Annotated in this window: 19 protein-coding genes; 16 read left to right on the forward strand and 3 right to left on the reverse strand. The window is 56.6% G+C overall.

Annotated elements, in window-relative coordinates; genetic code table 11:
* Window positions 1-3: 3 nt before the first annotated feature.
* Entirely contained in the window at window positions 4-1,263 is a 1,260-nt protein-coding gene (locus E0L16_RS10460) for a dicarboxylate/amino acid:cation symporter (RefSeq protein WP_063868444.1), read from the reverse strand.
* Window positions 1,264-1,689: 426 nt separating this feature from the next.
* On the opposite strand from E0L16_RS10460, the gene E0L16_RS10465 reads away from it, so the two are divergent.
* From E0L16_RS10465 to cheZ, 11 genes are all read left to right on the forward strand, one after another.
* Window positions 1,690-2,262: a Csu type fimbrial protein gene (locus tag E0L16_RS10465; protein ID WP_063450136.1), complete on the forward strand. Its 573-nt coding sequence runs from the start codon at window positions 1,690-1,692 to the stop codon at window positions 2,260-2,262.
* A 7-nt stretch (window positions 2,263-2,269) separates the two neighbouring features.
* Window positions 2,270-2,818 carry a Csu type fimbrial protein gene (locus E0L16_RS10470; protein ID WP_131636872.1) on the forward strand — a complete coding sequence of 183 codons (549 nt, stop codon included), beginning with the start codon at window positions 2,270-2,272 and terminating at the stop codon, window positions 2,816-2,818.
* Window positions 2,819-2,834: 16 nt separating this feature from the next.
* Window positions 2,835-3,596, forward strand: coding sequence for a fimbrial biogenesis chaperone (locus E0L16_RS10475; RefSeq protein ID WP_131636873.1), 762 nt, complete (start codon window positions 2,835-2,837; stop codon window positions 3,594-3,596).
* On the forward strand, window positions 3,572-5,956 hold the full coding sequence (locus E0L16_RS10480; RefSeq protein WP_131636874.1) for a fimbria/pilus outer membrane usher protein: 2,385 nt from the start codon (window positions 3,572-3,574) through the stop codon (window positions 5,954-5,956). Before E0L16_RS10475 ends, E0L16_RS10480 begins: the two co-directional genes overlap by 25 nt.
* Window positions 5,953-6,915 (forward strand): Csu type fimbrial protein, encoded by a 963-nt coding sequence (locus E0L16_RS10485; protein WP_131636875.1) that lies wholly within the window; start codon window positions 5,953-5,955, stop codon window positions 6,913-6,915. The genes E0L16_RS10480 and E0L16_RS10485 overlap by 4 nt, the downstream gene beginning before the upstream one ends.
* An 86-nt stretch (window positions 6,916-7,001) precedes the next feature.
* Entirely contained in the window at window positions 7,002-8,669 is a 1,668-nt protein-coding gene (gene tar, locus E0L16_RS10490; RefSeq protein ID WP_112792784.1) for a methyl-accepting chemotaxis protein II, read from the forward strand.
* Window positions 8,670-8,713: 44 nt separating this feature from the next.
* Window positions 8,714-10,315: a methyl-accepting chemotaxis protein IV gene (tap, locus tag E0L16_RS10495; RefSeq protein ID WP_131636876.1), complete on the forward strand. Its 1,602-nt coding sequence runs from the start codon at window positions 8,714-8,716 to the stop codon at window positions 10,313-10,315.
* A 19-nt stretch (window positions 10,316-10,334) separates the two neighbouring features.
* The gene (gene cheR / locus E0L16_RS10500) at window positions 10,335-11,201 is read left to right on the forward strand and encodes a protein-glutamate O-methyltransferase CheR (RefSeq protein WP_063868450.1); all 867 of its coding nucleotides are present in this window, start codon (window positions 10,335-10,337) and stop codon (window positions 11,199-11,201) included.
* Window positions 11,198-12,247: a protein-glutamate methylesterase/protein-glutamine glutaminase gene (locus E0L16_RS10505; protein ID WP_003859716.1), complete on the forward strand. Its 1,050-nt coding sequence runs from the start codon at window positions 11,198-11,200 to the stop codon at window positions 12,245-12,247. Before cheR ends, E0L16_RS10505 begins: the two co-directional genes overlap by 4 nt.
* 17 nt (window positions 12,248-12,264) lie before the next feature.
* On the forward strand, window positions 12,265-12,654 hold the full coding sequence (cheY, locus tag E0L16_RS10510) for a chemotaxis response regulator CheY (RefSeq protein ID WP_000763862.1): 390 nt from the start codon (window positions 12,265-12,267) through the stop codon (window positions 12,652-12,654).
* A gap of 10 nt (window positions 12,655-12,664) precedes the next feature.
* Entirely contained in the window at window positions 12,665-13,309 is a 645-nt protein-coding gene (gene cheZ, locus E0L16_RS10515) for a protein phosphatase CheZ (protein ID WP_063450128.1), read from the forward strand.
* A 42-nt stretch (window positions 13,310-13,351) separates the two neighbouring features.
* Here cheZ and E0L16_RS22120 read toward each other — a convergent pair whose 3' ends face one another.
* Window positions 13,352-14,104, reverse strand: a complete 753-nt coding sequence (locus E0L16_RS22120) for a hypothetical protein (protein ID WP_203464867.1) — start codon at window positions 14,102-14,104, stop codon at window positions 13,352-13,354.
* Window positions 14,067-15,515: a deoxyguanosinetriphosphate triphosphohydrolase family protein gene (locus E0L16_RS10525; RefSeq protein ID WP_131636877.1), complete on the reverse strand. Its 1,449-nt coding sequence runs from the start codon at window positions 15,513-15,515 to the stop codon at window positions 14,067-14,069. Before E0L16_RS10525 ends, E0L16_RS22120 begins: the two co-directional genes overlap by 38 nt.
* Window positions 15,516-15,751: 236 nt before the next feature.
* Here E0L16_RS10525 and flhB point away from each other — a divergent pair, with 236 nt between their 5' ends.
* The 5 genes from flhB to bglB all read left to right on the forward strand — a co-directional run bounded on the left by flhB (window position 15,752) and on the right by bglB (window position 22,352).
* Entirely contained in the window at window positions 15,752-16,900 is a 1,149-nt protein-coding gene (flhB, locus tag E0L16_RS10530; RefSeq protein ID WP_064910429.1) for a flagellar biosynthesis protein FlhB, read from the forward strand.
* Entirely contained in the window at window positions 16,893-18,971 is a 2,079-nt protein-coding gene (gene flhA, locus E0L16_RS10535) for a flagellar biosynthesis protein FlhA (protein WP_063450124.1), read from the forward strand. The genes flhB and flhA overlap by 8 nt, the downstream gene beginning before the upstream one ends.
* The gene (flhE, locus tag E0L16_RS10540) at window positions 18,971-19,363 is read left to right on the forward strand and encodes a flagellar protein FlhE (protein ID WP_131636878.1); all 393 of its coding nucleotides are present in this window, start codon (window positions 18,971-18,973) and stop codon (window positions 19,361-19,363) included. The genes flhA and flhE overlap by 1 nt, the downstream gene beginning before the upstream one ends.
* A 261-nt stretch (window positions 19,364-19,624) precedes the next feature.
* Complete coding sequence (locus E0L16_RS10545) at window positions 19,625-21,208, forward strand: MFS transporter (RefSeq protein ID WP_131636879.1); 1,584 nt, start codon at window positions 19,625-19,627, stop codon at window positions 21,206-21,208.
* A 4-nt stretch (window positions 21,209-21,212) separates the two neighbouring features.
* On the forward strand, window positions 21,213-22,352 hold the full coding sequence (gene bglB / locus E0L16_RS10550) for a beta-galactosidase BglB (RefSeq protein WP_131636880.1): 1,140 nt from the start codon (window positions 21,213-21,215) through the stop codon (window positions 22,350-22,352).
* The last annotated feature ends 3 nt before the right edge of the window (window positions 22,353-22,355 follow it).

Below are 22,355 nucleotides of genomic sequence, written 5' to 3' on the forward strand. Positions count from 1 at the left end.
GCCTTACGCCTCCTGCTCCACCAGCTCTGCCTCCGCTTCCCGCGCCCCTTCATTCTGCGACAGCATCGCCGTCGCGATCCCGTTCCCCAGCACGTTAATGGCCGATCGGCCCATATCCAGGAAGTGGTCAATCCCCATCAGCAGCAGGATCCCGGCGACCGGGATGTTAAAGCTCGGAATGGTTGCCGCCAGCACCACCAGCGACGAGCGTGGTACGCCCGCAATACCCTTCGAGGCCAGCATCAGCGTGAGCATCAGCACCGTCACCTCGGTGAAACTCAGGTGAATATTGTACGCCTGGGCGATAAACATCGAGGCGAACGAGCAGTACACCATGGAGCCGACCAGGTTAAACGAATAGCCGATCGGCAGAACGAAAGAGGCGATATTACGTGAACAGCCGAAGCGTGCTAGCTGCTCCAGCGTTTTAGGGTATGCCGCTTCTGAACTGCTGGTGGTAAACGCCACCAGCACCGGATCCTTCAGCATCGCCACCAGACGGAAAACCTCTTTTTTCAGCACCATGTAACCGACCGCCAGCAATACCAGACAGGTCAGGAGGATCGCCACATAGTAACCACCAATAAACGAGGCATAGTTCAGCAAAATGCCCAGCCCCTGCGTGGCAATCACCGACGAAATCGCTGCAAAAATGGCGAGCGGCGCAACGTACATCACGTAGCCCGTCACTTTAAGCATAATGTGGGACACCACATCCAGCGCCGCGACCAGCGGGGCGTTGAATTTTTGGCCCAGCGACGCGCCGCCAATGCCGAAGAACATCGAGAAGACCACAATTTGCAGGATCTCATTGTTGGCCATCGCGCCGGCAATGCTGGTTGGAATGGTGTGTGACAGGAAGGCTTTCAGCGACATCCCACTCACGGCCAGGCCGGTATCAACCGTCTCAGTAGGAATGCTCAGGTTCAGACCGCTGCCGGGTTGTTCAAGGGTAACGATAAACAGCCCCACCAGAATGGAAAGCACGGACGAGCTGATAAACCATACCATCGCTTTACCACCGACGCGTCCAATCGTCGACGTTTCACCCAGCCTCATAATGCCCACCGTCAGGGTGCTGAACACCAGCGGGGCAATCACCATTTTAATCAGCCGCAGGAAGATATCGGTCAGCAGCGTAATGTTCTCCGACCAGGCCTGTATCGCGTCGGGCGATGCATATTCATGGATCGCCGCACCTGAAAGAATACCCGCCAACATGAAAATCACGATGAAGAGCGTGAGTTTGTTTGCACTTGCCACAAAAAGATCCTCAATGCGCTAAAAGAGTTTCCTGCGTCAATGCATACAAAATTTTTATTTAAGCGCAGGAAAATATTCGGGGCATAAATTGAAGTAAAGCGGGGTGAGTTACAACTTGTTTTTAATTTTTATGAAATTCGTTGTTTTGCAGGTCACGATATATTGTGACTCAGATCACACTACAGGCGATATATCCTCAAGCTGAGCAAGAATAATGCCTCTTTTTTTTTGCTAACTCTTTGTAATGTTTGTTAATAGTCTGTTAATTCGGGCGAAGTTGACCGCTTTTTGATGAAAGTGGTTGAAGTGCTAACCATAAACTAAATTCTCAGTAACCGCGCCGGGGAATGTTTTAGCGGGGCTAACATACTGAACAGTATGAATAAAATATGGCAAGCGAACCTATAATCTTCTGGAGAGTGGTAAATGAAAAGAAAACTTCTTTTTATCTGCGCGGGCACGCTGCTGACGGCGACAACGGTCGGTCAGGCTCTCGCGGTCACCAGTAGCGGCACTATCGGCGCGACGCTGACGCTGACCAACGGCTGCTTGATCAACGGCTCGCCAACGCAAAACGGCATTAACTTCGGTACGCTCGATTTCGGCACCCATCCTGCTACGTTTTCCACGCTGACAACCCAGTTAACCGGTGCCAGCGGAGGAAACACCTTTACCATTCAATGTACCACCGCCAGCTATACAGTGGCGATCACCGGCAACACCAACGCTACCGCACCCGGAACCGTCGTCGGCACCCCAGGTACGCCGGGCCGCTATTTGGTGAACACCGCCAATGCGGCGCAGGGCGTTGCCTACAGCCTGTTCAGCGATAGCGGTTACAACAACGTGGTTGCGAACAATGCCGCGCTGCCGGTTGCCTCTACGGCGGGTGGGGTGGACAGCTACACCCTTTACGCACGCATCACGGGCGGCGGCAATAGCGTAACGGTCGTACCGGGAACCTATACCGACACGATTAACGTCAGCGTCACCTACTGATTCAGCCATGAAGGCACTGTGTTTATGTCTGCGCGTCAGTGCAGAGGGCCTCGTGCACCCTTTTTTGGCCCTGCTCGTCGGGCTGGTGCTGCTCCCCGACGCCAGGGCGGTGACGTCCCAGTCATTCAGGGTGAGCGCGACGGTGGTACCCGGATGCTCGGTAAGCACCGGCACCGGCGGGCGTTTCGGTACGCTAAATTTCGGGACCCGCAGCGGTGTGGAAAGCGCGCCGGTCAGCACCAGTTTTGTCGCCGACGGCGCGTTGTCCATCGCCTGTACGCCGGGCGTGGCGCTAAGCATGAGCATTAACGGCGGGCAGAACTACAGCTCGGTGCGGCGGATGACCCGTTCAGGCGGGACGGAGGTGGTTGGATACCGCCTCTACAGCAGCAGCTCTCTGGCCGCAAACAGTGAAATTGGGGTTAACCAGGCCATACCGATTACCTATACCAACAGCAATAACATCGCGCTGCCTCTTTTTGGCGTCGCGCTTCTGACCGGGTTTAGCCCGTCAGGAACTTATTCAGATCAACTCACCGTGACCTTGTCATGGTAGGAAAGGGAGAGCATCGATGAAGCCATTTTTCAGGCGGTCAGGCCTGATAAGTCTGTTGGGGGTAACGGCCCTCGCGACGGTAAAGGCGCAAGCAGCGGCAACCATTCTTCTGTGGCCCATCGATCCGTGGCTTTCGGCAGAGGCCAAAGCCACTGAATTGTGGATCCAGAACCAGGGCAACAGCGCCACGACAATGCAGATACGTATTGTGCGCTGGAAACAGGAGGGCGGTTATGAGCGTTACACTGCCCAGCAGGATGTGGTCGCCAGCCCGCCGATTGTGACTATCGCAAACGGCAGTAAACAGCTTATTCGCCTGATCAAGCAGGGGACGATCCCGTCGGGCGTCGAGCAAGCCTACCGCATTATCGTGGATGAAATTCCCCAGCCGGATGCCAAAGCGGAACCGTCCCTCGGCCTGAAACTGCAAATGCGCTACTCCATTCCTTTATTCGTCTACGGCCAGGGGATCCCCACCCTCAATGAAGGAGCGCATCACGCGCTGGCGAACACCCAGCAACTCAGCTGGCGGGTCATTCAGGAGGAGGGAAAACCCGCGCTTCAGGTCCGCAATCACGGGAACGTTCACGTCAGGCTCAGCCAGGTTGCGGTTGAGCAGGGCGGGCAAAAACGCACGGTTGCCGAGGGGCTACTGGGTTATGTGCTGCCAGGCAGCACCCGAAGCTGGCCGCTTCCGGCAGGGATTTATCAGCCGAATCGGATGAGCGCGCAAATTAATGCCAGGGATACGCAATGGCAATCGACGCCCGACAGCTGAAACCGGCGATGATGATCCTGCTTTGCGTCAGTACCAGCGCCTTTGGCGAAACCGGCGACGACAGTTTACCGCCGCCGCCGGACGCGCAGACGATGAACGGTGAAGCAGTATTCCAGCTCGCCCTGGTGCTGAACCACTATGACACGGGTCTGGTGGTGCCGGTGACGCAGCGCGAGGGCGCCTGGTTTATTTCAGGGGCAGATTTGCTTCGCGCCGGGCTGCCGCCGGAGCATGTGCCTGCCGGAGAGGTGAACCTTTCAACGCTTTCATCGGTACGCGTGGAGTATGACAGCAGCGCCCAGCGGCTAATGCTGACGGTCCCCCGGGGGTGGGTTGCGGCGCGGATCACCTCGTTTAACGGTCAGAGCGCGCAAAGCAAACCGCATTATGGCCGGGGTGCGCTGCTCAACTACGACGTTTATACCAACCATACCGAGCACACGGGCGGCCAGGCATCGCTGTGGCATGAGTTCCGCTATTTCAACGAAGACTATTCGTTTTCTTCAACAGGGTACGCCCGACAGAATTTCGCCGGAAGCAGCGGGCAGCAGGAAGGGTACGTGCGTTATGACTCGACCCTGCTGATCACCAACGAAGAGGATGCCACCACCTGGACCGTCGGGGACGTTATCAGCGATGCGCTGAGCTGGAGCACCAGCGTGCGCATGGGCGGGATCAGCTACGGGCGCGACTTCTCCCTGCGTCCGGATCTGGTGACCTGGCCGCTGCCGGAGTTTTCCGGTGAGGCGGCGGTGCCGACCTCGGTCGATCTGTTTATCAACGGCTACCGTTCCGGCTCCACCCGTCTTCAGCCGGGGCCGTTTACCCTCACTAATCTGCCGTATATCAACGGCGCGGGAGATGCGGTACTGGTTACCACCGACGCGCTGGGGCGTCAGGTAAGCACCACACTGCCGTTTTACGTCAGCAGCGATGTGCTGAAGCAGGGGTTAAGCGACGGCGCCGTGACGCTGGGCAGCCTGCGGCGCAACTACGGTATAGACAATTTCGACTATGGCCCGGCGGCGGGCAGCGGATCGTATCGCTACGGGTTGACCGACTGGCTCACGCTGGAAGGGCACGCGGAAGGGGCGGAATCGCTGGCGCTCGGCGGCGCGGGCACGGTGGTGAAGCTCGGGCGTTTTGGCGTGGTCAATACCGCTTATACCCAAAGCCGGATGCGCGGCGACGAAGGGGGACAGATGAACTGGGGCTATCAGTACAGCACCAGCGAGTTTAGCGTAGCGACCCAGCATACCCGACGCGATCGCGGCTTCGGCAACCTCGCCCTGTACGATCAGCCCACCGTTTATGATGAATATGATAACCCCATTGCCAGCCTGAGCCGCAATACCGACCAGTACTCCTTAACCTTTAACCTCGGTGATTACGGCAATATCGGCGCGGCGTGGATCGGCGTTGAGAGTTTTGACAGCCGCAAAACCGAGTTGCTTAACCTCTCCTGGAGCCGCAACCTGTGGGGCTCAAGCAGTATTTATCTGGCTGCCAGCCGTGACCAGCAGCGAGGCGACTGGACGGTTGCGCTGTCGTTGCAGGTTCCCCTCGGCGAACGCGACAGCGCCGCCGTCACCTTTGAAAACACGCCTGACGCAGGCAGCACGCAACGCATTAACTACAACCACTCGATGCCGTCTGACGGCGGCTTTAGCTGGAACATGGCCTGGGCCAACCAGTCGCGGTCGAGTAACTATCAGCAGGCCACCCTCGGCTGGCGCAATAACAACGTTGAGCTTCAGGGCGGCGGCTACGGCGAGAAGGGCATGATGACCTGGTGGGGCGAGGCGATGGGATCCATCGTGCTGATGGACGGTGAACTGTTTGCGGCGAACAAAATCAACGACGCGTTTGTGGTGATCAGCACCGACGGACACCCGGACGTACCCGTCAGCTACGAGAACCAGCCGGTCGGTAAAACCAATAACAAAGGCTACCTGCTGGTGAGCGGCGTTTCCGCCTACTATCCGGCAAGCTACCGCATTGATACCCTGAACCTTCCGGCAGATACCCGGCTGAAGGAGACCGAACGTCGGGTAGCGATTCGTCGGCATAACGGCTATCTGGTGGATTTCCCGATGGAGCAAGAGCGGGTTGCCAGCGTGATCCTCCACGACGCGCAGGGCTATGCGATCCCGGTGGGAAGCCAGGTCAAACGCGCGTCCCGCAGCAGCGCGGTTGTCGGCTATGACGGCCTCGCCTGGCTGGAAAACCTCCACGATGTGAATCCACTGGAGGTTATCACCCCGGACGGTAAACGCTGTACCGCAACGCTGACCGTGGGCGCAAACCCCGAGCATAAGCTGCAAACCTACGGTCCGCTGACCTGCCGGGAGGCGCCATGAAACGTTTGATGATAGCCATACTGCTGCTGTTCTCGGGCAGCAGCTGGGCGGCCTGCACCGTCAGTACGGTGAACGCCTCGTTTGGCAGCGTCACCTCGTTCGCCCTGAGCAGCACGGGGGAGGTGCAAACCACCGGCACGCTGGTGGTCTCCTGCGATACGGTCCTTAACCTCCTCACCAACGACTCGGTGACGTTGACCTACACCTCGGCGTCGATAGCCGCCAACAGCCGCGCCACCATGAAACGAACCGATAACGCGGCCATCGCGGACGTTATCCCCACGCGCCTGTGCGGTGCCACTGGCTGTGGCGGAAACAGTGAAGTGCAAATCAGTAAATCCTATACCTGGAGCGGCAACACCCTGCTCGGGCTGCTGGGGTCCAGACGCTACAACATTCCCCTTTATTTCCGTACTGTGCCGGGGCAGAACGTCACGGCCGGGCCATACCAGGTATTGCTAACGTTCAGCATCAACTACAACGTGTGCGCCGTTGGCGCAGCCGGGCTGTGCCTGACCCCGCAAACCGGCACGGCAACCACCTCTATCCTCCTTAATATGACCGTCACCAACGATTGCAGCACCATGACCACGCCTGACGTGAACTTCAACAGCGCGCCGCTGGTGCAAAATTTCCCCACCGTTTCGCAGTCGATCGCCGTCACCTGTACCAAAGGCAGCACCTACACCATAGGGATAAACAATGGCGCAAACGCCCTGAACAACGTTCGTCGTATGGTTAGCGGCAGCAACTTTATGAGTTACGACATCTATAAAGAGGCGACCAGCAACCGCTGGGGCGGCAGCGGCAGCGAGCGCTGGGCCAGCGCCAGCTCGTCCCAGGTCAGTACCGACGGGCTTTTACGCACCTACAACTACACCGCTAAAGTCCTGACCAGCCAGGCCACGCCGCCTGCCGGAACCTACAGCGACACGCTGATTGTTGACGTCGCGTTCTGATCCTCCGCGCTTTTCCCTTTCGCAAATGTAAAGTTCCCGTGGCCCGTGCCGATAACACCGTTAATCAATCGATGAGAAGGTGTTGTATGTTGAACCGTATCCGCGTTGTCACAATGCTAATGATGGTGCTGGTCATTTTCGCACTTCTTCAGCTTATTTCTGGCGGCCTCTTTTTCTCGTCTTTAAAACAGAACCAGGACAGCTTCGCGGCCTCGAACGATTTGCGGATGCAGCAAAGTGAACTGACCACGACCTGGGATCTGATGTTGCAGACGCGTATCAACCTGAGCCGCTCGTCCGCCCGCATGATGATGGACCCGAACAACCAGCAGAGCAGCGCCAAAACGGAACTGCTGAAGAACGCGCGCGCCACGCTGGCAGACGCGGCGAAACACTATGACGCCTTCAAAAAAATCGCCCCTCAGCCCGCAATGGCGCAGGCGAGCGCGAATATAGATGAAAAATATCAGGCCTACTTTGCCGGCCTGACGGAGCTGGTGCAGTTCCTGGAGAAGGGCAATATGGATGCCTATTTCGCCCAGCCGACCCAGGGCATGCAGAACGCCCTCGGCGCGGCGCTCGGCGAGTACGCCAAAGCCAGCGGCGAGCTTTATCACTCGGCGTTTACGCAAAGCCAGAGCGACTACCGTTTTGCGAAATGGCAGATGGCGGTTCTCGCCCTCGCGCTGGTCATCGTGCTGATGGCCGTCTGGTACGGCATTCGCCATATCCTGCTGAACCCGCTGGGCCGCGTCATTGCGCATATCCGTGACATTGGCCGGGGCGATCTCACTAAAACGCTGACCGTTTCTGGCCGCAACGAGATCACCGAGCTGGCGACCAGCGTCGACCATATGCAGCGTTCGCTGATTGATACCGTCGCCAACGTGCGTGAGGGGGCGGATGCCATCTACACCGGCACGAGTGAAATCGCGATGGGTAACAACGATCTCTCGTCCCGTACCGAACAGCAGGCGTCTGCCCTGGAAGAGACGGCTGCCAGCATGGAGCAGCTCACCGCAACCGTGAAGCAGAACGCCGACAACGCCCGCCAGGCGTCTCAGCTTGCAGAAAGCGCGTCCGATACCGCCCAGCGCGGCGGTCGCGTGGTAGACGGCGTGGTGAAAACCATGCACGACATTGCCGACAGCTCGAAGAAAATCGCCGACATCATCAGCGTTATCGACGGCATCGCCTTCCAGACCAACATTCTGGCGCTGAACGCGGCCGTTGAAGCGGCACGAGCGGGCGAGCAGGGACGCGGATTTGCCGTGGTCGCCGGCGAAGTGCGCAACCTTGCCAGCCGCAGTGCCAACGCGGCGAAAGAGATCAAAGCCCTGATTGAAGACTCTGTTTCACGCGTGGATACCGGCTCGGTGCTGGTGGAAAGCGCGGGTGAAACCATGAATGACATCGTGAATGCCGTGACGCGCGTGACGGACATCATGGGTGAAATCGCCTCTGCATCGGACGAGCAGAGTCGTGGTATTGACCAGGTCGCCCTGGCGGTATCGGAAATGGATCGTGTGACGCAGCAAAACGCCGCCCTGGTGCAGGAGTCCGCTGCGGCGGCCGCTGCGCTGGAGGACCAGGCGAGCCGCCTGAAAATGGCCGTCTCGGCGTTCCGTCTTACTTCAAAAACAATAAATACGGTCAGCTCGCGGTCGGCGTACGGCGAAGCAGCCCCGGCGCCCGTGACAGCACGTACGCGCACAGCGGTGACCGGACAAGATGAAAACTGGGAAACATTTTGACTGACAATTAAACCGCGGCTGCTTGCCGCTTGATGGGAGCGTGGATGTTAAATCGTATTCGTATCTCGACCACACTGTTTTTGATTCTGATCCTGTGTGGGGTTTTGCAGGTTGGCAGTAACGGGTTGTCTTTCTGGGCGTTTCGCGATGGCTATCAGAATTTGCAGGAAGTTGAGACGAGTAATCAGCAGCGCTCCGCACTGGCACAAACGCGTGCCGTGCTGTTGCAGGCAAGCACTGCGCTGAACAAAGCAGGGACCTTAACCGCGCTGAGCTATCCGCCGGATGATATTAAGACGCTGATGGTCGTGGCCCGCAGCAGCCTGAAGCAGGCCGACGCGCAGTTTAAGGCGTTTGCGGCGCAGGAGGCGGTGAGTGAGAAAGAGAAAGCGCTGAAGGTCGCCATGAAGAAGAACTTTGATGCGTGGTACGGCGATCTCGAGCATCAGGCGACGTGGCTGGAGAACAACCAGCTTTCTGACTTCCTGACCGCGCCGGTACAGGCATCTCAGGCGGCGTTCGACGGCAGCTTTAACGCGTGGCAGCAGGATATTAACCAGTTTGTGGCGCGTGCCGGCGCGGACAGCCGTACCAGCTACCGCATGTCAGGGATGATTTTTCTGACCATGGTGATCCTGGCGGCCCTGCTGACCGGCGGCTCGCTGTGGTGGTCACGCAAAACGATCGTGCAGCCGCTGGCCATCATCAGCAGCCACTTCGACAGTATCGCAAAAGGCGATCTGGCGCGTCCGGTTGCCGTGTATGGCAAGAATGAAATATCGGCGATTTTTGCCAGCCTGAAGGCGATGCAGGGATCGCTGCGGGAAACGGTAAGCAACGTTCGTCAGGGCAGTTACGCCATGCACACCGGGATCTCAGAGATTGCGGCAGGCAATAACGATCTGTCGTCCCGCACCGAACAGCAGGCGGCATCGCTGGCGCAGACGGCGGCCAGTATGGAGCAACTGACCGCGACGGTAAGCCAGAACGCCGATAACGCGCGTCAGGCGTCCGACTTGTCCAGACAGGCGGCGATGACGGCGAAACGTGGGGGTGACCAGGCCTCGCACGTCGCCAGCACGATGCAGGAGATTGCCGCCAGTTCGCAGAAAATTGGCGACATTATTAGCGTCATCGACGGTATCGCGTTCCAGACCAATATTCTGGCGCTGAACGCTGCGGTGGAAGCGGCGCGTGCCGGGGAGCAGGGACGCGGGTTTGCGGTGGTTGCCGGTGAAGTCCGTAACCTCGCCAGCCGCAGCGCCAACGCGGCGAAAGAGATCAAAGGGCTGATTGAAGAATCGGTCTCCCGCGTCCAGCAGGGATCCGCGCTGGTGGATACCGCCGCGCAGACCATGCACGAGATTGTCACCTCCGTGACGCGGGTGAACGACATTATGGGCGAGATTGCCTCGGCGTCGGATGAACAGCGTCGCGGCATTGAGCAGGTGGCGCAGGCCGTCACGCAGATGGATCAGGTTACGCAGCAGAACGCCTCGCTGGTGGAAGAGGCGGCGGCGGCTGCCGATCAGCTGGCGAACCAGGCGGATCACCTTACCGGGTTAGTCGCCGTATTTAATGTGAAAGAGCACGTTGAAGCAGTAACAGAAGTCGGACGGTCACAGGCCGTGCCCGTTGTATCCTGAATGTGATTAAGAAGGCGCTATGACATCACCCATGCCCTCAGGGCAAACGTCATTATTGTTGCAGATGACACAGCGCCTCGCGCTGTCCGACGCGCATTTTCGTCGGATATGTCAGTTAATCTACCAGCGTGCGGGGATCGTGCTTGCTGACCATAAGCGAGACATGGTCTACAACCGGCTGGTGCGGCGCCTGCGCACGCTGGGGCTGGACGATTTTGGCCGCTATCTGAGCATGCTCGAAGCGAACCAGAACAGCGCCGAATGGCAGGCATTTATCAACTCATTAACCACCAACCTGACCGCGTTTTTCCGCGAGGCGCATCACTTCCCGGTGCTGGCGGAACACGCCCGTCGCCGTAGCGGAGAGTATCGCGTCTGGAGCGCGGCGGCCTCCACCGGTGAGGAGCCGTACTCGCTGGCCATCACCCTGGCGGACACCCTGGGCATGGCGCCGGGCCGCTGGAAAGTGTACGCCAGCGACATCGACACCGAAGTGCTGGAAAAAGCCCGCAACGGCGTTTATCGCCAGGATGAGCTGAAAACCCTGTCGCCTCAGCAGCTACAGCGTTACTTCATGCGCGGTACAGGCCCGCACGAAGGACTGGTGCGCGTACGCCAGGAGCTGGCGAACTGCGTGGAATTTGCCCCCGTTAATTTACTGGACAAGCAGTACAACGTGCCGGGGCCATTCGACGCCATTTTTTGCCGTAACGTGATGATCTATTTTGATAAAACGACGCAACAGGACATTCTGCGTCGCTTTGTTCCGTTGCTCAAGTCTGACGGTTTACTGTTTGCCGGGCACTCGGAAAACTTTAGCAACCTCGTGCGTGAGTTTAGCCTGCGTGGGCAAACGGTATATGCGCTGAGTAAGGAAAAAGCATGAGTAAAATCAGGGTATTGTCTGTCGATGATTCGGCGCTGATGCGTCAGATCATGACCGAAATCATCAATAGCCACAGCGATATGGAGATGGTGGCGACAGCGCCCGATCCGCTGGTCGCGCGGGATTTAATCAAAAAATATAACCCCGACGTGCTGACGCTTGATGTCGAAATGCCGCGCATGGATGGCATCGATTTTCTGGAAAAATTAATGCGCCTGCGACCGATGCCGGTGGTGATGGTCTCCTCCCTGACCGGGAAAGGCTCGGAGATTACCCTGCGCGCGCTGGAGCTGGGGGCGGTGGATTTTGTCACCAAGCCGCAGCTCGGCATTCGCGAGGGGATGCTGGCGTACAGCGAGATGATCGCCGAGAAGATCCGCACCGCATCCCGGGCGAAGCTCGCCGCGCACAAGCCGACGGCGGCCCCGGCAACGCTGAAGGCGGGGCCATTACTCAGCTCGGAAAAACTGCTGGTGATTGGCGCGTCAACCGGAGGAACAGAGGCAATTCGCCATGTACTCCAGCCATTGCCGCTCTCAAGCCCGGGTATCCTGATTACGCAACATATGCCGCCAGGCTTCACCCGCTCGTTCGCGGAGCGCCTGAATAAGCTGTGCCAGATTAGTGTGAAAGAGGCGGAAGACGGCGAGCGCGTGCTGCCGGGACACGCGTATATCGCTCCGGGTGACAAGCACATGGAGCTGGCGCGAAGCGGGGCGAACTATCAAATCAAAATTCATGACGGGCCGCCGGTTAACCGGCACCGTCCGTCGGTGGATGTGCTGTTTCATTCGGTGGCGAAACATGCGGGGCGCAACGCCGTAGGGGTGATCCTGACGGGGATGGGCAACGACGGCGCCGCCGGAATGCTTGCGATGCACCAGGCTGGCGCCTGGACCATCGCGCAGAATGAAGCAAGTTGTGTGGTGTTCGGCATGCCGCGCGAGGCCATCAATATGGGTGGCGTGAGCGAAGTGGTCGATCTTAGCCAGGTAAGCCAGCAGATGCTGGCGAAAATCAGTGCCGGACAGGCAATACGTATTTGACTCAGGAGTATTATTTTATGGCGGATAAAGAGCTTAAGTTTTTGGTTGTGGATGACTTTTCCACCATGCGTCGCATTGTGCGCAACCTGCTGAAAGAGTTGGGATTCAACAATGTTGAAGAAGCAGAAGACGGTGTGGATGCGCTGAACAAACTCCAGGCTGGCGGGTTTGGCTTTGTGATTTCCGACTGGAACATGCCAAACATGGACGGTCTCGAACTGCTGAAAACCATTCGCGCGGATGCGGGCATGGCCTCTCTGCCGGTGCTGATGGTGACCGCAGAAGCGAAAAAAGAGAACATTATTGCTGCCGCACAGGCGGGCGCAAGCGGCTACGTGGTGAAGCCTTTCACCGCGGCGACTCTGGAAGAGAAGCTCGGCAAGATCTTCGAGAAACTCGGCATGTGAGGTGGTGGTGATGATGCAACCTGCTATGAAACCCGTTGAAGAACATTCGCCGAGCGACATTATTGCCCGCATTGGTAGCCTGACGCGCATGCTGCGCGACAGCCTGCGTGAACTGGGGCTGGACCAGGCGATCGCCGAAGCGGCGGAAGCCATCCCTGACGCCCGTGACCGTCTGGACTATGTGGTCCAGATGACCGCGCAGGCAGCCGAGCGCGCGCTGAACAGCGTTGAAGCTTCGCAGCCGCACCAGGACGCGATGGAGAAGGGCGCAAAAGCCCTGACCCAACGCTGGGACGCGTGGTTTGAAAACCCAATCGAGCTGGCCGACGCGCGCGAGCTGGTCACCGATACCCGCCAGTTCCTGGGGGACGTGCCGGGACACACCAGCTTCACTAACGCCCAGCTGCTCGACATTATGATGGCGCAGGATTTCCAGGATCTTACCGGCCAGGTGATCAAGCGCATGATGGATGTGATTCAGGAGATTGAGCGTCAGTTGCTGATGGTGCTGCTGGAGAACATTCCGGAACCGGCTGCCCGTCCGAAACGCGAGAACGAAAGCCTGCTCAATGGGCCACAGCTCGACGCCAGCAAGGCGGGCGTGGTGGCAAGCCAGGATCAGGTGGACGATCTGCTGGACAGCCTGGGTTTTTAACGTAAAAAAACACCACCTCATTCAGGTGGTGTTTTCATTTGTTTAAATCCGAATTTTTTTATCTAAACCGGTTCGGGAATGACAGAGGGCTTCTTTAAGTTGCCGCAAATCCTCTACGCTGAAGGAAGAGGTGCGATAACTACCGTATTCATACTGCCTTAGCTGGTCAAAAGTGTGTTCTTGCAGAGCCTGTAACAGAAAATTGGTTAACTGCGGTCCAATGACCTGGACTCGTTTGTTATAAATTGTTCGTAAGATCTTGATAACAGAACCCATTTCGTTTGGTGTTTTCTGTAAAACGAGTTCAAGTCGACGATGATGCAAGTCGTGGAGATAGTTATCAGGACTGATGAGATGCTTTTTCTTCACATCGTAAAGAATCGAATCCCATGACATTAGCGTTGTGTTCAACAGACTATAGGTATCCTTAAACTCAACAATCCTGTTCTTAAAGGCCCATGTATCATTGATGCTCCAGATATCAAAATCCAGGCTCATGTAATGGAAGCGGATCCCGCCCAGCTTATTAACACTGAAACGTTCGATGTCGTGCCTGTTAAGCGCGTTAATCAACTCTTCTCGCGAAAGATCTATGACCAGATCGATATCCGACTTAAAGCCCCCACGCCCAAAAAGGCCGATATCGCGAATCATTCCGCCAAAAATCCACGCGTGCGAGCGCTCAGCCAGCGCGTCAATGAGCGCTCTGGCTTGCTTTCGCTCTTCGCTAACGTCGAAAAAATCTTCGATTCTTAGCTTAAGGCGTTGATGGCTGGAGACGACTTTCATATTCATAAAGCGATTTTAGCTCATCGTGAAGGCGTATCAAATAACTGTCTGTCATCCCTGAAACAGCATCAGCGAGCAACTGCGCTTCTTTGTAGAGCGGAGGTAAAGTGTTCCCCTTATCATCGAACACACGACGATAGTTTTCAGAAATACGGCCATAAGCATAACGACCAAAGGGCGTATCCCATTCTTTTCCACCGCTTTTACGACCCTTTATACCTACCCAGAGCATGTCCATAAGCCCCTGTATGTAGTTTGAGCCTTTCAGTTCAAGTTCAAGTACGGTTCGATGACGATAGCCACGGGTTTGATCGAATTTTTTCAAAGCTGAACAAAGTTCATTGCCATCACTAATACTAATGAGATCCTTAATATCGCACTCTGTGTTACAAAGTTGTTTGTGGCAATGTCGAAAGGCTTCAACAACACTCGTAATAAGAACATTCGTTCCGTGCACGCGGAACATTTGCATACTCATATCATTGATTTCGGCGGGAGAGAGTTCTTGCTTTCGATAGTCCCACTCCTGATTTTTATCCTGAACTTTTTTAACCAGGTGGTTAATGGTTTGGTCTGCTCCGTTTTTCCAGCTTGCCAGAAAACTCATCAGATCCTGATAGGACGCCAGCCCTTTTTTTATGGTGTCTTCCGCATCAAGAATTGAATACGCAATGTCATCGCACGCTTCCATTAAGTAGGTAAAGGGATGCCTGAGGCCTTCAGAAAGTCCTGTTTCCTGCCAAATTTCATGTACCACTTTTTCTTCCGAGAACAGATACCCATGTTTACTCCATTTCTTGTTTTGGGTGTAGGAGGACTGAGGGTATTTGATCATGGCTGCAAGTGAAGCGTAGGTAAGATTCAAACCATAGTTATCATTGATGATTTGAAGTCTGGTCACAAGGCGTAGCGTTTGAGCGTTGCCGTCGAACTTCATGAAATCATTGAATATGTTACCGCTTTCTTCATCAAAATCTACAGCGACTAAGGGCGCCAAATTGCGACGGAACCACGCCGCCATTGCCGCTTCACCCTGATGCCCAAACGGGGGATTACCTAAATCATGTGCTAGTCCAATCGTTGCCAACAGAGCGGGTACATCGCGTTCAAGTATTAAGTGGTTACAGTCGCTTCCAAAAATTTCTTCTTTCATTTCAAAGGCGAGACGCATCCCGATGCCTCTCGCAAAATTTGCCACTTCGTGGGAATGGGTTAATCGGGTACGTACGCTGTCATTAAGATCCAGCGGGAAAACCTGTGTTTTATCCGCTAAACGACGGGTTGGTGCTGCGAAGAGTAAGCGGTCAAAATCTCTTTCAATCTCTTGCCTTCCGGCGGCGAGGTCGGACGTGTGTGAATCCGGCTTTTTCTTTTTATCTTTGCGTCTGCTGCTGTTTAACAACTTACTCCACTTCATAAAACATCCTTTTTATTGAGGTCTTTAAGGAAAGCTATCAAACCCAGTTAGGGGTTACCAGACGGTCCAGAGTGAAAATTTGAAAACTGGAATGCGCTACGCAAGAAATGAAATCAAAGGCAAGCGTAGTGGTTGTTAAGGGATTAAATCGGCCCTTTTTATTAGTTTGTTTACGCGATTGCCACCGTAATTATTAGGCATGATACCCGTGAATTAATGGGCTGCGAGCAGGCACAGTGGCAGAAGAGAACGACGACAAAACAGAAGCCCCCACACCCCACCGACTTGAAAAAGCCCGTGAGGATGGGCAGATCCCCCGATCCAGAGAGCTGACGTCCCTGCTGATCCTGGTGGTCGGCGTGTGCATCATCTGGTGGGGCGGGGAGATGCTCGCCCGCAGACTGGCGGGCATGCTCTCTGCTGGCTTACGTTTCGATCACAGCATGGTCAATGACCCCAATCTGATCCTCATTCAAATCATCAATCTTGTGAAAAGCGCGATGATCGCCTTGCTGCCGCTGATCGTGGGCGTGGTCATCGTGGCGCTTGTATCCCCGGTCATGCTCGGTGGCCTGGTGTTCAGCGGTAAATCGCTGCAACCGAAATTCTCTAAGCTCAACCCGCTGCCCGGAATTGCAAAAATGTTCTCCGCGCAAACGGGCGCTGAGTTGCTCAAAGCCATTCTGAAATCGCTCCTTATGGGCGGGACAGCTGGGTTTTTCCTGTGGCACTACTGGCCTGAGATGATGCGCCTGATCAGCGAATCCCCCATGACGGCGATGAAAAACGCCCTGAATCTGGTCGGATTATGCTCGCTGCTGGTAGTGCTCAGCATTATTCCGATGGTGGCGTTCGACGTTATCTTCCAGATCTTTTCCCATATCAAGAAGCTGCGAATGTCGCGTCAGGACATCCGCGATGAATATAAACAGATGGAAGGCGACCCGCACGTCAAGGGCCGTATCCGCCAGATGCAGCGTGCTGCCGCGCGTCGTCGCATGATGGAAGATGTGCCGAAAGCCGATGTGATCGTCACTAACCCGACCCACTACTCCGTCGCGCTACAGTACGACGAAAACAAAATGAGCGCGCCGAAAGTGGTGGCGAAAGGGGCCGGGCTGATTGCGCTGCGCATTCGTGAAATCGCCACGGAAAACCGCGTGCCGATCCTTGAAGCACCGCCACTGGCCCGTGCGCTGTACCGCCACGCGGAAATTGGACAACAGATCCCGGGCCAGCTCTATGCCGCTGTCGCAGAGGTGCTGGCCTGGGTGTGGCAACTGAAACGCTGGCGTTTAGCAGGCGGTCAACGACCTGTAAAACCTGAGAACCTTCCGGTGCCTGAAGCACTGGATTTTTTGAACGAGAAGGACACTGATGGCTAATCTGGTGGCAATGTTGCGCCTGCCCGGCAACCTGAAAACAACGCAATGGCAGATCCTTGCCGGACCGATTCTGATCCTGCTAATTTTGTCGATGATGGTGCTGCCGTTACCGGCATTTATACTCGACCTGCTTTTCACCTTCAACATTGCGTTGTCCATCATGGTGCTGCTGGTGGCGATGTTTACCCAGCGCACGCTGGAGTTCGCCGCGTTTCCAACGATCCTGCTGTTCACTACGCTGCTGCGCCTTGCGCTGAACGTTGCCTCCACGCGTATCATCCTGATGGAAGGGCACACCGGCGCGGCGGCGGCGGGCAAGGTGGTAGAAGCCTTCGGTCACTTCCTGGTGGGCGGCAACTTCGCCATCGGTATCGTGGTGTTCGTCATTCTGGTGATCATCAACTTTATGGTTATCACTAAAGGTGCAGGGCGTATCGCAGAAGTGGGCGCGCGCTTCGTGCTCGACGGGATGCCGGGCAAGCAGATGGCCATCGACGCCGACCTTAATGCCGGGCTGATCGCGGAAGATGAAGCGAAAAAACGCCGTGCCGAAGTGACCCAGGAGGCCGATTTCTACGGCTCGATGGACGGTGCGAGTAAGTTTGTGCGCGGTGATGCCATCGCGGGCATTCTGATTATGGTGATTAACGTCGTCGGCGGCCTGCTCGTCGGCGTGCTGCAACACGGAATGGACATGGGCCACGCGGCGGAAAGCTATACGCTGCTGACCATCGGTGACGGTCTGGTCGCGCAGATCCCGGCGCTGGTGATCTCCACCGCGGCGGGTGTGATCGTGACTCGCGTCAGCACCGACCAGGACGTTGGCGAGCAGATGGTAGGACAGCTGTTCAGCAACCCGCGCGTTATGCTGCTCTCCGCGGCGGTGCTGGGTCTGCTCGGGCTGGTGCCGGGCATGCCAAACCTGGTGTTCCTGCTGTTTACCGCTGGACTGCTGGGGCTTGCCTGGTGGATGCGTGGCCGTGAAACCCAGCCAGCGGCAGAGCCGGCGCCGGTCAAAATGCCTGAGAACACCCAGGCGGTGGAAGCGACCTGGAACGACGTTCAGCTTGAGGATTCTCTGGGGATGGAAGTGGGGTACCGCCTGATCCCAATGGTGGATTTCCAGCAGGATGGTGAACTGCTGGGCCGTATCCGCAGCATTCGTAAAAAATTCGCCCAGGACATGGGCTTCCTGCCGCCGGTGGTTCATATCCGTGACAACATGGATCTGCCCCCCGCACGCTACCGCATCCTGATGAAAGGGGTGGAAATCGGCAGCGGCGACGCGTACCCCGGCCGCTGGCTGGCGATTAACCCCGGCACCGCCGCAGGCACGCTGCCGGGCGAGCAGACGACCGATCCGGCCTTTGGTCTGGCCGCTATCTGGATCGAAAGCGCGCTGAAAGAGCAGGCGCAGATTCAGGGTTACACGGTCGTTGAGGCCAGTACCGTGGTGGCGACACACCTTAACCACTTGATTGGTCAGTTCTCTGCGGAGCTGTTCGGACGTCAGGAGGCGCAGCAGCTGCTCGACCGCGTAACGCAGGAGATGCCGAAGCTGACCGAAGATTTAGTCCCGGGCGTGCTGACCTTAACCACGCTGCATAAAGTGCTGCAAAACCTGCTCGACGAGAAAGTGCCTATCCGCGATATGCGTACCATCCTCGAAACGCTGGCCGAGCATGCGCCGCTGCAAAGCGATCCGCACGAGCTGACGGCGGTAGTGCGTGTAGCGCTCGGACGCGCCATTACCCAGCAGTGGTTCCCGGGAACCGGCGAAGTGCAGGTGATTGGTCTCGACACGCCGCTTGAACGTCTGCTGCTACAGGCCCTACAGGGCGGTGGCGGACTGGAGCCAGGCCTGGCGGACAGATTACTGGCGCAAACTCAGGAGGCGCTGGCGCGTCAGGAGATGCTGGGCGCGCCGCCGGTGCTGCTGGTGAATCATGCGCTGCGTCCGCTGCTGTCGCGCTTCCTGCGCCGGAGCCTGAACCAGCTGGTGGTATTGTCGAACATGGAGCTGTCCGATAACCGCAACATCCGCATGACGGCGACCATCGGAGGAAAATAATGCGTAAATGGCTGTGGATCTTACTTTTTCCGCTGGCGGTGCAGGCCGCAGGCGAGGGGGCATGGCAGGCCAGCAGTATCGGCTTAACGCTCAACCATCGGGGGGAGGCGATCTCCTCCCGTCCGCTGTCGGCCTCTGAGCCCGTTTCCGGGCAGATGACGCTGGTGGCCTGGAATTACACATTGACGGGCCCTACGCCGGCCGGGTTACGGGTGCGGCTGTGCTCGCTGACCCGCTGCGCGGAAATCGAGGGGCAAAATGGCACAACCCAGGCCTTAAACGGGGTGTCTGCTCAGGAACCTTTACGCTTTATCTGGGAAGTGCCGGGCGGTGGACGCCTGATCCCGGCGCTTAAAATTCAGCGCAACGAGGTGCTCGTCAACTACCGCTAACTGCCCGCCTTTTCGCCAGTCTTCAGGCATTTCTGAAGGCTGGCTCGCAAAATTGACCTTCCCTTTTGATACAAAAGAAACGCTGTTTTATAAATCAGTGACACGCGTAACGACACTCTTTGCATTTTTGCCATTTGCCACCCGGTGATGGCAGAAACAGAAAGGTTTCACCAGGTCGATACTTTTACTGTAGCCGTGTAAAAACTCCCGGACGAGGTTTGCTTACAGGGAGTCTCCCAAAACTGATTAGGGTTGACGGCAATGAAAACACGAAAAATTGGACTCGCAAATTATCTTGCTTACGGGTCAGGGGACTTCCTCGGGGCGGGGACTACCGCCCTGACGGCCGCCTGGCTTTTGTATTTTTATACCACCTTCTGTGGACTCACACCGATTGAAGCAACCTTTATCTTTGCCGCTGCAAGGGTGCTGGATGCGGTAGTCAGCCCGTTAATGGGCTTCTTAACCGATAACTTTGGTACCACCTGGCTGGGTAAGCGTTTTGGCCGTCGTAAGTTCTTTATTCTGCTCGGTATTCCTTGTGTCTTCAGCTACTCGCTGATGTGGGTAGGGGACATGAGCTTCTGGTATTACCTGCTGACTTATCTGATCTTCGATATCGTCTACACCATGATCCTGGTGCCGTACGAAACGCTGGTGCCGGAGATGACGGACGATTTCAAACAGAAAACCAAATTCTCCGGGGCGCGTATCTCCATGGCGCAGATGTCTGCCATTCTCGCCTCCTTCCTGCCGGGGATCCTGCTCACGCAATTTGGTAAAGACAACGCGATCTCCTTCTTCTATGCCAGCCTGGTCTTCTCCGTGTTGTGCGCCCTGATGCTCACTTTTGTCTGGTTCTTTACCTGGGAACGTCCGCGTGAAGAGTGGTCTGAAGCGGCCCTGCGCGCCGAAGAAGAGAAGAAAAAGCTGACCCTGGGGCAGAGCCTGAACCGTCTTTTTGTCGAATTAAGTTCAACGCTGCGTATCAAGATTTTCCGCCAGCACCTGGGCATGTACCTCGGCGGCTATATTGCTCAGGACGTGTTCAACGCCGTCTTCACCTATTACGTGGTGTTTGTGCTAATGCAGGAAGCGTCGATGGCGTCCAACCTGCTGGGCACGATGGCCATCTTCCAGTTCCTCGCCGTGATCGGGATGATCCCGCTGTGCATACGCTTCGGACCTGCACCGTCTTACCGCATGGTGGTCGTGCTGTTTGGCCTGGCTTCGCTCTCTTACGCGGTGCTTTACTACACGGGTCTGAGCGACGTATACGCTCTGCTGTTGCTGATCTCTGCAATTGCCGGTCTTGGCCGCGGGGGTATCAACTATGTACCGTGGAATACCTACACCTACATTGCTGACGTAGACGAAGTGATCACCGGTCAGCGTCGCGAAGGGATCTTCGCGGGCATCATGACGTTGACCCGTAAAGCGTCTCAGGCCGGCGCGGTGATGCTGGTGGGTATCGTGATGCAGATGTCCGGCTTTGTCAGCGGTCAGAAAGTACAGCCTGCGGAAGTGAGCCATACCATTCTGATGATCCTGAGCTTGGGCACCATTCTGGTGCTGTTCTGCGGCTTCCTGGTCTCCCTGCGCTTCAGGCTCAATTTACAAACCCACAGCACCCTGCGCGAAGAGACCGCGAAAATGCGCGAGTCCGGCCATGCGATGCCGGAGGCGGCGACCCCGCAGGCGCGCGCCACCGTGGAGATGCTGGCCGGTATGCCGTATGAATCCCTGTGGGGCAACAACAATATCGGTTATCTGAATCGCAATAAGCCGGCGGCCCCTTCGCTGAAGGATCGTGCGGTACTGAATTCGACATACAACAGAGGTTAAGATGATGAAAGTTTGGCCTGTCAAACATAGCCCGCTACTGCGTCAGCCTGAGCGCTTTATCGCCAGGGATGAGCTGAAATCGCTCATTCAGAAGGTGACGCATAACCTGGTCAATATCCACGACAAAACGGGTGAGTTTTTGCTGCGGCTGGACGACGGGCGCGTGATCGACACCAAAGGCTGGGCCGGATGGGAGTGGACGCACGGTGTCGGTTTGTACGGTATCTGGCAGTATTACTGCCAGACCGGTGACGAAGGCATGCGCGAGATTATCGACAGCTGGTTTGCTGACCGTTTCGCAGAAGGCGCAACCACCAAAAACGTGAACACCATGTCGCCGTTCCTGACGCTGGCGTACCGCTACGAAGAGACCAAAAACCCGGCCTGGCTACCGTGGCTGGAAAGCTGGGCAGAATGGGCGATGAAAGAGATGCCGCGCACCGAACATGGAGGCATGCAGCACATCACGCTGGCAGAAGAGAACCATCAGCAGATGTGGGACGACACGCTGATGATGACGGTACTGCCGCTGGCGAAAATCGGCAGGCTGCTGAACAAGCCGGAGTACGTAGAGGAGGCGATCTATCAGTTCCTGCTCCACGTGCAGAACCTGATGGACCGGGAGACGGGGCTGTGGTTCCACGGCTGGAATTACGAAGGTAATCACAACTTTGCCCGGGCCCGCTGGGCGCGCGGCAACAGCTGGCTGACTATCGTGATCCCGGACTTCCTTGAGCTGGTGGATCTGCCGGAAAACAACGCCGTTCGTCGCTATCTGGTGCAGGTGCTGAATGCGCAGATCGCCGCGCTGGCAAAATGTCAGGACGAGAGCGGGTTGTGGCATACGCTGCTTGACGATCCTGATTCTTATCTGGAGGCGTCGGCCACGGCAGGGTTTGCCTACGGTATCCTGAAGGCCGTGCGTAAGCGTTATGTCGGCGCAGAGTACGCTGAGGTGGCGGAGAAAGCGATTCGCGGTATTGTGCAAAATATCTCGCCGGAAGGGGAGCTGCTGCAAACCTCGTTCGGGACGGGAATGGGCAGCGATCTTGATTTTTATCGTCAAATACCGCTGACGTCGATGCCGTATGGCCAGGCAATGGCGATTCTGTGCCTGACGGAGTATTTACGCAAATATTTCTGATAA

The organism is Enterobacter quasihormaechei (genome assembly GCF_004331385.1).
GTDB lineage: Bacteria > Pseudomonadota > Gammaproteobacteria > Enterobacterales > Enterobacteriaceae > Enterobacter > Enterobacter quasihormaechei.

What these genes read in the sequence shown, in the direction of transcription:
- E0L16_RS10465 (WP_063450136.1), top strand. Translation starts at nt 1,690, where the DNA reads ATGAAAAGAAAACTTCTTTTTATCTGCGCGGGCACGCTGCTGACGGCG.
- E0L16_RS10470 (WP_131636872.1), top strand. Translation starts at nt 2,270, where the DNA reads ATGAAGGCACTGTGTTTATGTCTGCGCGTCAGTGCAGAGGGCCTCGTG.
- E0L16_RS10475 (WP_131636873.1), top strand. Translation starts at nt 2,835, where the DNA reads ATGAAGCCATTTTTCAGGCGGTCAGGCCTGATAAGTCTGTTGGGGGTA.
- E0L16_RS10480 (WP_131636874.1), top strand. Translation starts at nt 3,572, where the DNA reads ATGGCAATCGACGCCCGACAGCTGAAACCGGCGATGATGATCCTGCTT.
- E0L16_RS10485 (WP_131636875.1), top strand. Translation starts at nt 5,953, where the DNA reads ATGAAACGTTTGATGATAGCCATACTGCTGCTGTTCTCGGGCAGCAGC.
- tar (WP_112792784.1), top strand. Translation starts at nt 7,002, where the DNA reads ATGTTGAACCGTATCCGCGTTGTCACAATGCTAATGATGGTGCTGGTC.
- tap (WP_131636876.1), top strand. Translation starts at nt 8,714, where the DNA reads ATGTTAAATCGTATTCGTATCTCGACCACACTGTTTTTGATTCTGATC.
- cheR (WP_063868450.1), top strand. Translation starts at nt 10,335, where the DNA reads ATGACATCACCCATGCCCTCAGGGCAAACGTCATTATTGTTGCAGATG.
- E0L16_RS10505 (WP_003859716.1), top strand. Translation starts at nt 11,198, where the DNA reads ATGAGTAAAATCAGGGTATTGTCTGTCGATGATTCGGCGCTGATGCGT.
- cheY (WP_000763862.1), top strand. Translation starts at nt 12,265, where the DNA reads ATGGCGGATAAAGAGCTTAAGTTTTTGGTTGTGGATGACTTTTCCACC.
- cheZ (WP_063450128.1), top strand. Translation starts at nt 12,665, where the DNA reads ATGATGCAACCTGCTATGAAACCCGTTGAAGAACATTCGCCGAGCGAC.
- E0L16_RS22120 (WP_203464867.1), bottom strand. Translation starts at nt 14,104, where the DNA reads ATGAATATGAAAGTCGTCTCCAGCCATCAACGCCTTAAGCTAAGAATC.
- E0L16_RS10525 (WP_131636877.1), bottom strand. Translation starts at nt 15,515, where the DNA reads ATGAAGTGGAGTAAGTTGTTAAACAGCAGCAGACGCAAAGATAAAAAG.
- flhA (WP_063450124.1), top strand. Translation starts at nt 16,893, where the DNA reads ATGGCTAATCTGGTGGCAATGTTGCGCCTGCCCGGCAACCTGAAAACA.
- flhE (WP_131636878.1), top strand. Translation starts at nt 18,971, where the DNA reads ATGCGTAAATGGCTGTGGATCTTACTTTTTCCGCTGGCGGTGCAGGCC.
- E0L16_RS10545 (WP_131636879.1), top strand. Translation starts at nt 19,625, where the DNA reads ATGAAAACACGAAAAATTGGACTCGCAAATTATCTTGCTTACGGGTCA.
- bglB (WP_131636880.1), top strand. Translation starts at nt 21,213, where the DNA reads ATGAAAGTTTGGCCTGTCAAACATAGCCCGCTACTGCGTCAGCCTGAG.